We start from the raw sequence: 12,561 nt of genomic DNA on the forward strand, positions 1-12,561 counted from the left end.
CCCGCGGTTCGCGCCACCGCCCACCAGGCTGCCGATCCCCGCCTGCAACGCGCTCGCCGCAATCTCCCCCATCGCCGCCAGCGCCACGCTCTTCAGGTCCTCAAACCCCAGCTTGCCGCTGCGCACCGCGCGCGCCAGCGTCGTCTCGATCGCCCGCCCCGCGCGGTCCGCCCCCGCCGTCAGCGGCCCCTCCAGCGCCCCGCGCATGTCTGCCACGTCGCGCGCAAAGCCGGCGGCATCGGCACGCACGCCGATCACCATCCGCTCCCAATCCTCATCCATCCGGAAATGCCCTTTTCAGCTTGGCGATGGTCGCTGCATCGGGCGGGGCGCCGCCGCCCGCGCTGCCGTCGCCCGTCAGCACCCGCACCAGCGCCGCCAGTTCCGCCGGTGTCGCTTGCCAGAAGACCTCGGGCGCCCAGCCGAACGCCACGCCCGCCAGCCCCGCCAGCCGCCCGGCCGCCTCGACGAAGCTCACCGCCCCGCCACGATCTGCCCGATCAACACCTTGAGCGCTGGCACCACCGCGGTCAGCCCCTGCGCCGCCACCGCCTCGCCCAGCGCCTCGCGCGTCAGCCCGGCCGGACGATCGCGCAGGCAGTGCCAGAACAGCGCCACCATCTCGACCAGCGCCAGCCGCCCCTCCGCGGCGCGCTCCACCAGCGCGAACAGCGGCCCCAGTTCGCCCTCCGCCGCCACCAGCGCCGCAAAGCTCGGGCGCAGCACCAGCATCTCGCCCGAAACGCGCACCGCCGCCTCGCCCCTCACGGGATTGGCCACCCCGCTCATGCCGCCACCACCGCGCCGGAGCTTTCGAGGCTGACGGTGTAGCTGCGCTCGCCATTGAAATCCCCGGCATAGTCCAGCCGCGTCACCAGGAAGCGCCCGGTCAGCGTATCGCCGCTTTCGAAGCTCAGCCGGTAATCGTCGATCACCCCCGCCAGCGCATTGGTCTTCACCCGCGTCTCCGCCGCCGATCCGGTGAACACCCCCGCCGCCGACACGCTGACGCTGCGCACGCCGGCGCCGGACAGCAACTCGCGCCACCCGCCCGATCCCTTGTGCGTCACCACCACCGCCTCGCCGTTGATGCTCAGCTGCGTCGTGCGCATCCCTGCCACCGTCGCGAACGCCGGCACCGCCGCGCCATCGCCGACCTTCAGCAGAAACGCCGATCCCTTCTCCACCGCCATCTCACCTCTCCCGATAGATTGTCACCGCGAACTCGCTCGTCGCGGTCCAGCGATCCCCGCCGCCGCTTTTCACGATGCGCGCGCGCACCAGCCGCAGCGCCACCACGCGCCATCCCGCACCGATCTCGCCCGACAGCGCCGCCACCGCTTCCTCGGCCTGCGCCGCGAGCACGCGCAGCCGCACCGGCCGCTCGCCCGCATCGTGCAGCACGATCCGCACCCGCCCCTCGCGCCCGTCGATCCCCACCCCGCCCCACCGTGCGAGCACCGCATCCTCGACCACCGCATAAGGCAGCGCCGCGCGCACCGGCGGCGCATCGAACGTCGTCAGCACGTCGCGGACCGCCGCCACCAGCGCCGCCTGCAACGCTCCTCCTGGATCAGCGCCGCTCATCGCCTCCTCGATCATCGCCGCGCCTCCGCCATCAGCCGCATGCGCCGATACGGCCGCCACAGCGCCGCCACCGCTGCCGGCGGCGCGCGCCCGACATCACGATCGTTGAACAGATGCGCGATCAGCATCGCCACGCCCTGCGCGATCGGCGGCGGCAGCCCATCCCAGTCCGCCGCCAGCCCGGCGGTGTAGCTCACCGCCACGCGCCCCGCCGCGCCCGGCGCGATCACGCGCACCCAGCCGCGCGCATCGCCGTCGACATCCACCGCATAGGCATCCGCCGGCAGCACGAACGGCGCGCCCTCTGCCGGCAGCCCCGTCACCCCGTTGATCGCCGCAACCGGCACGGCCGCCAGCAGCTGCCACGCGCCGCCTGCGGTGGCGGGCAGCACATCCTCCACCGTTCGCGCCACCAGCAACGTGCCGGTAAACGCCTCCGCCAGCGCGATCGCGGTGGCGGCGAGCCGCGCCAGCAGCGCCTGCTCCGCCTCCCCCTCCAGCCGCAGATACGCGCGCGCCTCCCCCACCGCCGCGGCAACCGCGGCGGGCGACACCCCCGAAACCGTCATGATCCTCTCCCCTCAGCGCAACCGATGCCCCTCCCGCGCGAACGGGAGGGGCGGAGAAGGATCACGACACGGCGAACTTCATCACCTTGATCGCCTCGCTGTTGGAAACGCAGCCGCCGATCCGCTTGGTGGCGTAGAAGCTGACAAACGGCTTGTTGGTGTAGGGATCGCGCAAAATCGCCGTCTCATTGCGCTCCGCAATCAGGTACCCTGCCTTAAAGTTGCCGAACGCCACCGCCAGCGTGTTGGCCGCGATATCGGGCATGTCCTCCGCCTCGATCACGGGATAGCCGAGCAAGGTCGCCGGCTGCCCCGCCGCGAGGCTCGGCTGCCACACGAACGCGCCATCGCTGGTCTTGAACTTGCGGATGCGTGCCAGCGTGCTCGCGTTCATCACGAACACCGCGCCCTGCCGGTATGGCGCGCGCAGCGACTGGACCAGGTCGATCAGCCGCTCCTGCGGATTGCTGCCGAACTCACCCGCCGCACCCGACAGGATGTGCTGCAACGTGCCGAACGGCCGCGCGGCATCGCCGGTGGCGGCCGTCGGCTGCTGCAGAAAGCCCTTGGGCCGGTTGATGCCATTGCCGTTCACGAACGCCGCGCCTTCCGCCTTGGCGAACTCCGCCGCGATCTCGCCCGCCAGCCATTCCTCGACGTCGAAATTGGCATCATCCAGCATCGCCTGCGTGGCGGACGGATTGGCGAAGAGTTCGCCCATCGGCGGCGCGATCTCCACCAGGGTCGGCGTGCCCGTCTCGGCCCGCCCGCCCGTTTCCGCGGCCCAGCCCGATGGCGTGCCGTTCGTCGTCACCAGCTTGCGATAGCCCGCGCTCCCCACCTTCACGACATTGGCGACGCTGCGGATCGGCGACGCCGCCTTCAGCGTCGCATCGATCACCGCGTCGATTTCCCTCGGCATGGCATAGCCGCCCGCATCCCCCGTGACCCCGGAAAACGCCTTCATCTCGAGCACCGCGCCGCTGCGCACGAAGGCGCCGAACGCCGCGTCACCCACCGTTGCCGCGCCCTCGAGCACCGGCCGTGCCACCATCATATCGCCCATGTTCTTCTCCCACGCAAAAACCGTCCCCGGCCGCCTCGGCCGGAGAGCTGCACCCACCACGGGCGCACTTGTTCAAATCTCGATCACGGTCTCCACCCGCGCCGCCGCCTGCATCGGCACCGTGACCAGGCTCACTTCGGCAAGGCTGGCACGCAGCACCTCGCGCCACGCCCCCTGCCGCGCGGCAATCGCGCGATAGCCGACCGACAGCCCCCGGAGCGCCCCGCTTCGCACCAGCTGCGCCGCCGCCGGATCACTGACGCACGCCTCGATCCACAGCCCGCGCGCATCCTCGCCGATCGCCCAGATCTCCCCCACCGCTTCCCCACGATGCTGCATCAGCAGCGGCACCGGCACGGCATCGGCAAAGACACCGGCGCGAATCACGTCGCCCGCCCGGTCCACCCGGTCGAACACCGCGGCATAGCCTTGAATACGCAGGCTCATTTCACCCATTCCCCAAACCCCAGCTTCACCGCCAGCACCGCGAGGAACAGCGCCGCCACCCAGCCCGAAAACGCCTTCCACGCGCTACGCTTCGCATCGCGCCACGCGGTCAGCAGCTCGCGCAGTTCGGCAAGGTCGCGCCCCGCCGCATCATCGGCCAGCCCCAACCGCGTCATCGCGCGCGTCGCGCCCAGCTCGCCCGCCTCCTCGGCGATCGCGCGCAGCGTCGCCATGTCCGCACCGCCCGCGCTCCCCTGCGCGAGCAGCTGCGCCAAAACTCTTCCCGTCCCAGAAGAACTGGTCATTGCGCCCACCCCACCATCTGCCGCTTCTCGTCGGCGGAAATGAAATCGGCTGCGGACACCATCGCCCACAGCCGCTCGCGATCCTCGACCAATGCGGGCACGCGATCGGGATCGATCTCGATCCGCGCGCCGGGAAACTGGTCGCGCAGCCCCGCCGCCAGCGCGCCGAACACCGCATCGGCCAGCGGCAGCACGGTCAGCCGCCACAGCGCGCGGTTCGCCTCGCGATAATTGGCGTAGGTCGCGTCCCCCGGCAGCCCGAGCAGCATCGGCGGCACGCCAAAGGCCAGCGCGATCTCGCGCGCCGCCGCCGATTTCAGCCCAACGAAATCCATGTCAGCCGGCGACAGGCTCAGCGCCTGCCATTTGAGCCCGCCCTCCAGCAGCATCGGCCGCCCGGCATTGCCCGCGCCGGCGAACCCCGCCTCCATCTCCTCGCGCAACCGCCCGAACTGTTCCGCTGACAGCGCGGAGCCATCTCCCGGATCATAGACGAGCGCGCCAGACGGCCGCGCCGCATTGTCCAGCAGCGCCTTGTTCCACTTGCCCGCCGCATTGTGCACCGCGATCGCCGCCGACGCTGCCCCCAGGCACCCCAGCCCGTAATGATCGTCGAGTGGGTGAAAGCCGCGCACATGGATCACCGCATCGGGCGCGATCTCGCTCGATCGCGCACCCACGGTGTAGCGATACCCCGCCGGCCACCCCCCGGCATCCAGCACCACGCCGACCCGCTCGGGCCGCAGCGGATACAGCTCCGCCACCTTGCCATGCTCATCGCGCAGCACCTGGATGAAAGCGTTGCCGTGCAGCAGCACCTGCGCCGCGACCACCTCCGCCAGCCGCCCGCCCCCGGCCCGCGCCGTCACCAACGCCAGCAGCGCGGGATCGCTCGCATCGAGCGGCGCCGACCCTACCGCCTCCGCCACCAGCCGCACCGCCCGCTGCGCCACCGCATTGCCGAGATAGCCGGCGCGCACCTGCGCGTCATAGCCCGCCGGCCACTCGCCCTGCGCCACCCCCGGCCCCCACCGCGCCCCCGATTGCGAAAGCGCCGGACGCGACCCCTCGCGCCCGGCCTTCAAGCCGAACCATTTCATGATCACCTCTCCCGAAAAAGCGCGCCGTCGCCGAGCAAAGCCGCCAAACGCCTCACCCTCATCGTCACCCCGGCCCCGTGCGGGGTCCAGCGTCCCGCAAACTCTTAGACCGGCAAATGCGCGGCCAAGTGGATGCCGGGACAAGCCCGGCATGACGAAGCCGCCAACCAGCCAGCCCCACCCACCACCGTCACCCCGGCCCTGTGCCGGGGTCCACCGTGCTGCGAACTCTCAGGCCGGCGAGCAGGCGGCATCCTGGGTGCCCGAGCCAGCCCGGCCGGACGAAAAGCAAGCCGCCAAACACCGCCACAACAGTCATCCCGGCCTCGCGCCCGAATCCGACCCACCGCGAGCGCTGCCGCTAACCGATCAAGCGCACCATCCGCCGCACACCAGCGGCAAACGCCACCGCCCCGATTCACAAAGCCCGCACCGCCGCCACCGTGCGCCGCCCCAGCATCAGTTCGCTAAGTGCCCACACCAGCGCATCCGCGCGGTCCGGCGAACGCCCCGGTCCCTCATAACCGCCTCCGACCACCAACCCGCACAGCTCGTCCTCCAGCATCGGAAACACGCCCGCATGCCGCACGCGCCCCGCCTCATAGAGCGCCGCCACCGGCTCCGCCCGCGCCACCTTGCCGCGGCTGGCATGCACCAGCCGCACCGGCAGCCCCGTGTCGGCGGCATGCAGCACCGATCGCACCATCTCCCCGCCCTGGTTCGCCTCCGCGACCACCCGGTCGGCGCCATGCCGCGCGGCGCACCCCGCCACCGCGCGTGCCCAGCCCTCCGGCGTCGCGCCGGTCACGCTGGCATCCTCGATCACATGCCCGCTGCCCGCCGCATCCAGCCCCGCCGCGACGATCCCGCACGCGTCGCCGCCCACGCCCGTCGGCGGATCGACCCCCACGACGACGCGCACCAGCACCGGCGCCGCCGCGATCCGGCACGCCTCGATCGCCGCGCGCGTCCACAAGGCGCCCGCAACCGTCTCGATCAGCTCGCCGTCGAGCTCCTGCCGGCCGAGCGCCGTCCCGCCATAGCTCTCGTTCATCGTCTCAACGAACGCCGCCGGCAGGTGAACATTGTCCCCCGTCCGCCCGGTCGTCTGCGCCAGCCCCGGCAGCGCCATCACCCGCCGCATCAGCGCAGTGGATCGCGGCGTCGTGGTCACCATCACCTGCGGCTGCTTTCCTAGCCGCATCGTCATCATCAGATTGTCCCACGCCGCCTCGCCGCGCCGCCATTTGGCCAGTTCGTCGCACCACGCCGCATGATGTTCCGGCCCACGCAGCCCCTCGGGCGAATCAGCCGAATAAACGGTCGCGATCGCCCCGCCGGGCCAGCGCACCTCCCCCTTGCTCGCCGCCCAGGCCGGCCGCGCATCGAGCCGCGCCGTCGCGAGGACGCCGCTCGGCCCCTCCACCATCACCCGCCGCGCCTCGTCCGCCGTCGCCCCGACCAGCGCGATCCGCGCCTCGGGCACCCGCCGCGCGACACCATTGACCCACTCCGCCCCCGCCCGCGTCTTGCCAAAGCCGCGCCCCGCACGGACCAGCCACACGCCCCAATCCGCCTCCGGCCAATATTGCCCCGTATGTGCAAGGGCATGCCACCGCCCCGCCATCTCCACCTTCATCGGCACCGACAGCTTGGCGATCGCCCGATCGCGCTCGTCAGGCGGCAGCAGCGCCAGCTCCAGCAAGAGATCGCGGCTCACGACCGCTTGTCCCGCCGCGCCAGCCCATCCAGCGCGCGCTTCAGCGCCGCGTCGGTCTCCGCCTCGGTCGGCATCTTGATCGGCAGCGCGTCTCCCCTGCGCCCGCCACTGGACGCGCGATGCCGCTGCAACATGCCCACCGCCAGTTGCAGGTCGCCATTGCTGATGCTGCCGCCTGCCGCCCCGCCCGCAACACCGTCGACCTTGCCCAGCGCATAGACCAGCAGCGCATTCTCCAGCCGGTCGTATCCGATCGCGAGCGCCTCATCCCAGGCCGCGGCAAAGGCAGCGTCCACGCTACGCCAGCGATGCACCGTCGCCACCGTCCGCCCGGCCGACGCCGCCGCCAGCGCCACGTTGCACGTTTCCGCCAGCACCTTGGCAAAGCGCAGCTGGCGCAGCCGCGTGCTGTGCCCCGCAATAAGCTCGACTCCCCGAACGCCATGGCGCGGCGCCGCAGACTTTGCGTCATCCAGCGCCCGGTCGGCGTCGCCGTCACCCCCCGTCACAACCCGCCCGGCCGCACCCGGCCCATGTTTGTCACGCTGCCCCGCCGTCACCCGGGTAGAGCGGCGGGGCTGCCGCATGGCAGCACCCGTGGCGCACGCGCGCCCAACCGTCCCGGCGCGCAGCGGCGGAGCCGCACCCACCAGCGCACCAAGCTCGCTCTCCTGGCTCGGCACCGATCTAGCGCCATCCAACGCCCGCTCCGCCTTGCGCTTGCCCGCCGCCGTGTCGATCATCGCCGTCCGCTCAGCGGCGGATGCCGCCGCATGCGCGTCGCATGGTTCCGCCTGCACCTTGGCAGAGCGACGGCGATGCCGCGCGGCATCACCCATGCCGCTCAATGTTCCGCGCACCCAAGCCGGGCGATGCGTCCAAGCCCACAGCGCCTGGCTCGCGACCTTCAACCGGCACACGTCCGCCGTCCGCAACCGCAAGCGCCGCGCCGCCCCCATCCGCCGCCCTATTAAGCGCGCCGGCGCGACCTGCCGGCTTGCGTGTCCGCCGCGCCGCCATCACCCTCTCGCCCCGCGCGTCCGCACCGCCGCCTTCGGCCCTGCCGCCGCCATCCCGCGAGGTCCGCCCCGCGCGCGCCCGGGCGCCCCGCACCTCCGCCAGCGCACCCGTCCCGCCAAGGCGAACGATCCCCTCCGCTGCGCCCTTGTTCATCGCGCCTCTCCCCCCGGCTCTCGTGAAAGGGCCAGCCATCCGCCGAGCCCCAAACGCCGACGGGCCGGGAACAACGGGGTCGCCCCCGTGCTCACCGGCCCGTCGCCGCATCGAGTTTGGCGGCGCTGCCCAACCGCGCCTGCACTTTCTCGATGTTCCTGTTTTGTACACAAACAGCGTCGCGCTGTCAAGCGCGTTTCGCTTGCCCTGGCGCGTCCACCCGCGCAGGAACGCGCGCAAACCACTGCCGGGGGAGGATCGATGAGCAGCTATGACGTGGTGATCGTCGGCGCGGGCCATGGCGGCGCGCAGGCCGCGATCGCGCTGCGCCAGGCGAAGTTCGACGGCACGATCGCGGTGATCGGTGCCGAGCCCGAGCTGCCTTACGAACGCCCGCCGCTCTCCAAGGAATATCTCGCCGGCGACAAGACGTTCGATCGCCTCCTGATCCGCCCCGCGGCTTTCTGGCAGGAGCGCAACGTCGACATGCTGCTCGGCCGCGAGGTCACCGCCGTCGATCCCGCCGCCCACACCGTCTCCACCGCCGATGGCGCCACGATCGGCTACCGCCACCTCATCTGGGCCACCGGCGGCAGCCCGCGCCGCCTCGGCTGCGCCGGCAACGATCTTTCCGGCGTCCACACCGTGCGCACCCGCGCCGACGCCGATCGCATGATGGCCGAGCTCCCCGGCGTGACGCAGGCCGTCGTCATCGGCGGCGGCTATATCGGGCTGGAGGCTGCCGCCGTCCTCGCCAAGTTCGGCAAGCACGTGGTGCTGCTCGAAGCGCTCGACCGGGTCCTCGCCCGCGTCGCCGGCCCGGATCTCTCGCGCTTCTACGAGGCGGAGCACCGCGCGCACGGCGTCGACGTCCGCCTCGGTGTCGCGGTGGATTGCATCCTGGGAGAGGGTGGCACGGCCAGCGGCGTCCGCCTCGCCGACGGCAGCGTCATCCCCGCGCAGCTCGTCATCGTCGGCATCGGCATCATCCCCGCGGTTGAGCCGCTGATCGCGGCCGGCGCGGCGGGCGGCAACGGCGTCCAGGTCGACGCGCAATGCCGCACCAGCCTCCTCGACATTTTCGCGATCGGCGATTGCGCGCTCCACGCCAACGCCTTTGCCGATGGCGCCGAGATCCGGCTGGAATCAGTGCAAAACGCCAACGACCAGGCAAACGTCGTGGCAAAAACGATCACCGGCCAGGACGCCGCCTATCACGCCGTCCCCTGGTTCTGGTCCAACCAATACGATCTGAAGCTTCAGACCGTCGGCCTCTCGATCGGCCACGACGCCACCGTCCTGCGCGGCGACCCCGCCACGCGTAGCTTCTCGATCATCTACCTGAAAGCCGGCCGCGTGATCGCGCTCGACTGCGTCAACGCCGTCAAGGATTACGTCGGGGGCCGCAAGCTGGTCGAAACTCGCGCCACGCCGGATGCCTCGCGGCTCGCCGACACCGCTACGCCACTGAAGGAACTCGCCGGCTGACAGGGGAGGCTTGAGCTTGGCTCGCTGCCGCTCCCATCACCCCGTCGCCCAGGCCGCGATGCGTGATCGTGCGGCATCGCGGCTCAACGCCGGTGCCTTGCCAGCCACAAGCCTAGCTCCTACCATGTGATAATGTCACATGACCAGCCCACGCCGGCCAATCCGGCCAACGGCCCCAGCGCCCGCTTCTTTCCCCATATCGGCCTTGCGCCGGATATGCGGGTGCTCGACGTGGGATGCGGCAATGGTGATCTTAGCCGGGCTGTGGCCGCATTGGTCGGGCCTGGGGGTGAGGTCGTCGGCATCGACAGGAGCGAAGGCGCGTTGGCATCGGCACGCGCCGTTCAGCCGCAACCGGGAACGGCCCCGATATGCTATCAGGTTGCCGATCTGAGTGGAGGGCTGCCCGACCTTGGCCAGTTCGATGCGATCGTCGGCCGGCGTGTGCTGATGTACCTCCCAGATGCCGCAGCAACGCTGAACAGGCTTGCACGTTTTGCAAAGCCAGGCACGATCCTGGCTTTCCAGGAGCATGCGCGCGCCGATCTGCCTTCCGGCCTTGGCGACCTTCCCATGCATCAACAATGTTATCGAATGATGTGGGACACCGTTGCTGCTGAAAGGGGTGACGTCACGCTCGGCTATCGTTTGGCGGATCTGATGCGCGAAGCCGGCTTTGCGATCGAGCACGCCCGCAGCGAAGGCGTGATCATCCAGTCATGGGAAGAATCCTTCCCGCCGACGCTGGCCCGCGCCATGCTGGCGCGCATGATCGAGCACGGGGTTGTTCGTGACGAGGAGATTGATCTGAACGTCCTTGCGGATCGCATCGATGAGGAACGCCGGGCAGTAGGTGGTGCGATCTTCTGGGATCTCGCCTTTCTCGTCTCAGGGCGCGTCGAACGTATCGGATAGCTGGAAGGTGAAGCGAGATTGAAGTTGCGGGAACGAGCGGATCGTTCTCGAGGCTGTCGCATCAATCTTCGATCTGCAGTTTCGGCGCGCTGCTCTGTTGGCCTGGTCAGCAAGAGCTCTGGTCATCGACTGCGCGTCTGCCATGCTGATCGGCAGTCGCCGCACATCGTTTACGATGCCAGGAGCACGCCACGTCTCAACGGCCGACAGGCAATCCTCACGTGCTACGCTCAGCATCAGAGGACGGCCGACCATCGCCAACACAGTGAAGCGAAAAGGCGGGCTTCGATAGAAGGCCCCGCAAAACAACCGATCGCAATCTGCGAACATTAAGTTGCGGCCTGCGTTCGTGTCGATCTGAAAATGCCACTGATAGGCGGGCCTTGATTGGTACAGTCGTTCCCGTGCTCTACGTTTCTGTATCAGCCCCGCTACATCATCAACCGGAGCGAACGTCTGAGCGACTGTCTTGACCGGCATTCCGGCGACGGAGAGTGCCGCAACGGCAGTGACGCACCTCTGTCGTAATGAACCGATCAGACGGCCATATCCGCGCTGCCCCAAAGTTTCACAGCGGGCTTTACGGCATATCGTTGTGGCGCCGAACCCCGGCTCTGTGCGCCTCAAGCGTCTCAAGCGTCTCAAGCGTCTCCGCGGTATCCCGCACAGGTGCCTGCCTCGGCAATCCCCACAAAAAGGGGGGCGCCGGCGATACCGCCCGCGCGCCCCATCATGTTTGCCAGTGTCAGCCGATCACATATGGATCGGCTTGCCCTGCACCGCCATCGCGGCTTCCTTCACCGCTTCCGAATGCGTCGGGTGCGCGTGGCAGGTGTAGGCGATGTCCTCGCTGGTCGCGCCGAACTCCATCGCCTGCGCCGCCTGCGCGATCATCGTGCCCGCGACGCTCGCGATGCACCACACGCCCAGCACGCGGTCGGTCTTCGCGTCCGCGATCACCTTCACGAAGCCGTCGGGCTCGTGATTGGTCTTGGCGCGGCTGTTCGCCATCATCGGGAACTTGCCGACCTTGATCTCGCCCTTCTCCTTGGCCGCTTCCTCGGTCAGCCCGACGCCCGCCACTTCGGGCCAGGTGTAGACCACCGACGGGATCACATCATGGTTCACGATGCCGTGCTGCCCGGCGATGTTCTCCGCAACGGCAATGCCCTCGTCCTCGGCCTTGTGCGCCAGCATCGGGCCCGGGATCACGTCGCCGATCGCCCAAACGCCCGAAACGGAGGTGCGGAAATCGTGATCGGTCTCGATCTGGCCGCGGTTGTTCGGGATGAGGCCGATCTTCTCCAGCCCCAGGCCGTCCACGTTCGGACGGCGGCCGATCGACACCAGCACGCAATCCGCTTCGATCGTCGTCGCCTCGCCGCCCGCCGCAGGCTCGACCGTCAGCGTGGCCTTTTCGCCGTTGACCGCAACGTCCGTCACCTTGGTCGACAGCTTGAACTCGATCCCCTGCTTCTTGAAGATCTTGTTCGATTCCTTGCGGATATCGCCATCAAAGCCCGGCAGGATCTGATCGAGGAACTCGACGCAGGTCACCTTCGCGCCCAGCCGGCGCCAGACCGAACCAAGCTCCAGCCCGATCACGCCGCCGCCGATCACGACCATATGCTCGGGCACCTTGGGCAGCTCCAGCGCGCCCGTCGAATCGACCACCACCTTCTGGTCGATGGTCACGCCCGGCAGCGGCGTCACGCTCGAACCCGTTGCAATCACGACGTTCTTCGCCGTTACCTTCTGGTCGCCGACGCTGACAGTATGCGCATCCTCGAAGCTGGCGCGGCCCTTCAGCCACGTCACCTTGTTCTTCTTGAACAGGAATTCGATGCCGCCCGTCAGGCCTTTCACCGAGTCGCGGCGCTGCGCATGCATCGCCTCCAGATCGAGCTCCGGCGTCACCTTGATGCCCATCTTGGCCATCGTGCCGTTCGCCGCCGCATCGAAATATTCGCTCGCGTGCAGCATCGCCTTGGACGGGATGCAGCCGACGTTGAGGCAGGTGCCGCCCAGCGTCTCGCGGCTCTCCGCGCACGCCACCTTCAGCCCCAGCTGGGCCGCCCGGATCGCCGCGACATAACCACCCGGACCGGCGCCGATCACGAGAACGTCATAGTCGAATTCATCAGCCATCGGGTGCACTCGCCTTGCGGATATATCAAACGGCTGCGACATA

The 12,561-nt window shown here is 69.5% G+C and carries 15 protein-coding genes and 1 pseudogene; 2 read left to right on the forward strand and 14 right to left on the reverse strand.

Going from position 1 to position 12,561, the window contains the following annotated elements:
- The 13 genes and pseudogenes from SPMU_RS11930 to SPMU_RS11990 all read right to left on the reverse strand — a co-directional run.
- A pseudogene (locus SPMU_RS11930) lies at positions 1–282 on the reverse strand (tail tape measure protein); the annotation flags it as partial.
- Positions 275–478 carry a phage tail assembly chaperone gene (locus SPMU_RS11935; RefSeq protein ID WP_088334157.1) on the reverse strand — a complete coding sequence of 68 codons (204 nt, stop codon included), beginning with the start codon at positions 476–478 and terminating at the stop codon, positions 275–277. The gene SPMU_RS11935 and the pseudogene SPMU_RS11930, both read right to left, overlap by 8 nt.
- Positions 475–789 (reverse strand): gene transfer agent family protein, encoded by a 315-nt coding sequence (locus SPMU_RS11940; protein ID WP_088334158.1) that lies wholly within the window; start codon positions 787–789, stop codon positions 475–477. The genes SPMU_RS11935 and SPMU_RS11940 overlap by 4 nt, the downstream gene beginning before the upstream one ends.
- Complete coding sequence (locus SPMU_RS11945; protein ID WP_088334159.1) at positions 786–1,193, reverse strand: phage major tail protein, TP901-1 family; 408 nt, start codon at positions 1,191–1,193, stop codon at positions 786–788. The genes SPMU_RS11940 and SPMU_RS11945 overlap by 4 nt, the downstream gene beginning before the upstream one ends.
- A 1-nt stretch (position 1,194) precedes the next feature.
- Positions 1,195–1,602: a tail completion protein gp17 gene (gene gp17, locus SPMU_RS11950; protein WP_169715717.1), complete on the reverse strand. Its 408-nt coding sequence runs from the start codon at positions 1,600–1,602 to the stop codon at positions 1,195–1,197.
- Entirely contained in the window at positions 1,599–2,156 is a 558-nt protein-coding gene (locus SPMU_RS11955; RefSeq protein ID WP_088334161.1) for a head-tail connector protein, read from the reverse strand. Before SPMU_RS11955 ends, gp17 begins: the two co-directional genes overlap by 4 nt.
- A 61-nt stretch (positions 2,157–2,217) precedes the next feature.
- The gene (locus tag SPMU_RS11960; protein ID WP_425442183.1) at positions 2,218–3,222 is read right to left on the reverse strand and encodes a phage major capsid protein; all 1,005 of its coding nucleotides are present in this window, start codon (positions 3,220–3,222) and stop codon (positions 2,218–2,220) included.
- Positions 3,223–3,294: 72 nt separating this feature from the next.
- Positions 3,295–3,669 (reverse strand): HK97 family phage prohead protease, encoded by a 375-nt coding sequence (locus tag SPMU_RS11965; protein WP_211275796.1) that lies wholly within the window; start codon positions 3,667–3,669, stop codon positions 3,295–3,297.
- Positions 3,666–3,974, reverse strand: coding sequence for a DUF6127 family protein (locus tag SPMU_RS11970; RefSeq protein WP_088334385.1), 309 nt, complete (start codon positions 3,972–3,974; stop codon positions 3,666–3,668). Before SPMU_RS11970 ends, SPMU_RS11965 begins: the two co-directional genes overlap by 4 nt.
- Positions 3,971–5,074 (reverse strand): phage portal protein, encoded by a 1,104-nt coding sequence (locus SPMU_RS11975; protein WP_088334162.1) that lies wholly within the window; start codon positions 5,072–5,074, stop codon positions 3,971–3,973. The genes SPMU_RS11970 and SPMU_RS11975 overlap by 4 nt, the downstream gene beginning before the upstream one ends.
- Positions 5,075–5,492: 418 nt before the next feature.
- The gene (locus SPMU_RS11980; RefSeq protein ID WP_245833224.1) at positions 5,493–6,794 is read right to left on the reverse strand and encodes a DNA-packaging protein; all 1,302 of its coding nucleotides are present in this window, start codon (positions 6,792–6,794) and stop codon (positions 5,493–5,495) included.
- Positions 6,791–7,633 carry a hypothetical protein gene (locus tag SPMU_RS11985; protein ID WP_088334163.1) on the reverse strand — a complete coding sequence of 281 codons (843 nt, stop codon included), beginning with the start codon at positions 7,631–7,633 and terminating at the stop codon, positions 6,791–6,793. Before SPMU_RS11985 ends, SPMU_RS11980 begins: the two co-directional genes overlap by 4 nt.
- Positions 7,626–7,967, reverse strand: a complete 342-nt coding sequence (locus SPMU_RS11990; RefSeq protein WP_088334164.1) for a hypothetical protein — start codon at positions 7,965–7,967, stop codon at positions 7,626–7,628. Before SPMU_RS11990 ends, SPMU_RS11985 begins: the two co-directional genes overlap by 8 nt.
- Positions 7,968–8,228: 261 nt before the next feature.
- On the opposite strand from SPMU_RS11990, the gene SPMU_RS11995 reads away from it, so the two are divergent.
- Both SPMU_RS11995 and SPMU_RS12000 read left to right on the forward strand, forming a co-directional pair.
- On the forward strand, positions 8,229–9,455 hold the full coding sequence (locus tag SPMU_RS11995; RefSeq protein WP_088334165.1) for an NAD(P)/FAD-dependent oxidoreductase: 1,227 nt from the start codon (positions 8,229–8,231) through the stop codon (positions 9,453–9,455).
- Positions 9,456–9,587: 132 nt separating this feature from the next.
- Positions 9,588–10,370 carry a methyltransferase domain-containing protein gene (locus SPMU_RS12000; RefSeq protein WP_088334166.1) on the forward strand — a complete coding sequence of 261 codons (783 nt, stop codon included), beginning with the start codon at positions 9,588–9,590 and terminating at the stop codon, positions 10,368–10,370.
- Positions 10,371–11,123: 753 nt separating this feature from the next.
- Here the strand turns inward: SPMU_RS12000 and lpdA are convergent.
- Complete coding sequence (gene lpdA, locus SPMU_RS12005) at positions 11,124–12,518, reverse strand: dihydrolipoyl dehydrogenase (protein WP_088334167.1); 1,395 nt, start codon at positions 12,516–12,518, stop codon at positions 11,124–11,126.
- Between the last annotated feature and the right edge of the window lie 43 nt (positions 12,519–12,561).

This window comes from Sphingomonas mucosissima, assembly GCF_002197665.1.
Lineage (GTDB): Bacteria > Pseudomonadota > Alphaproteobacteria > Sphingomonadales > Sphingomonadaceae > Sphingomonas > Sphingomonas mucosissima.

Coding starts and splice junctions, on each gene's coding strand:
- gp17 (WP_169715717.1), bottom strand. CDS start 1,602: ATGATCGAGGAGGCGATGAGCGGCGCTGATCCAGGAGGAGCGTTGCAG.
- SPMU_RS12000 (WP_088334166.1), top strand. CDS start 9,588: ATGTCACATGACCAGCCCACGCCGGCCAATCCGGCCAACGGCCCCAGC.
- SPMU_RS11945 (WP_088334159.1), bottom strand. CDS start 1,193: ATGGCGGTGGAGAAGGGATCGGCGTTTCTGCTGAAGGTCGGCGATGGC.
- SPMU_RS11965 (WP_211275796.1), bottom strand. CDS start 3,669: ATGAGCCTGCGTATTCAAGGCTATGCCGCGGTGTTCGACCGGGTGGAC.
- SPMU_RS11995 (WP_088334165.1), top strand. CDS start 8,229: ATGAGCAGCTATGACGTGGTGATCGTCGGCGCGGGCCATGGCGGCGCG.
- SPMU_RS11955 (WP_088334161.1), bottom strand. CDS start 2,156: ATGACGGTTTCGGGGGTGTCGCCCGCCGCGGTTGCCGCGGCGGTGGGG.
- SPMU_RS11940 (WP_088334158.1), bottom strand. CDS start 789: ATGAGCGGGGTGGCCAATCCCGTGAGGGGCGAGGCGGCGGTGCGCGTT.
- SPMU_RS11990 (WP_088334164.1), bottom strand. CDS start 7,967: ATGAACAAGGGCGCAGCGGAGGGGATCGTTCGCCTTGGCGGGACGGGT.
- lpdA (WP_088334167.1), bottom strand. CDS start 12,518: ATGGCTGATGAATTCGACTATGACGTTCTCGTGATCGGCGCCGGTCCG.
- SPMU_RS11975 (WP_088334162.1), bottom strand. CDS start 5,074: ATGAAATGGTTCGGCTTGAAGGCCGGGCGCGAGGGGTCGCGTCCGGCG.
- SPMU_RS11985 (WP_088334163.1), bottom strand. CDS start 7,633: ATGGGTGATGCCGCGCGGCATCGCCGTCGCTCTGCCAAGGTGCAGGCG.
- SPMU_RS11960 (WP_425442183.1), bottom strand. CDS start 3,222: ATGGGCGATATGATGGTGGCACGGCCGGTGCTCGAGGGCGCGGCAACG.
- SPMU_RS11970 (WP_088334385.1), bottom strand. CDS start 3,974: ATGACCAGTTCTTCTGGGACGGGAAGAGTTTTGGCGCAGCTGCTCGCG.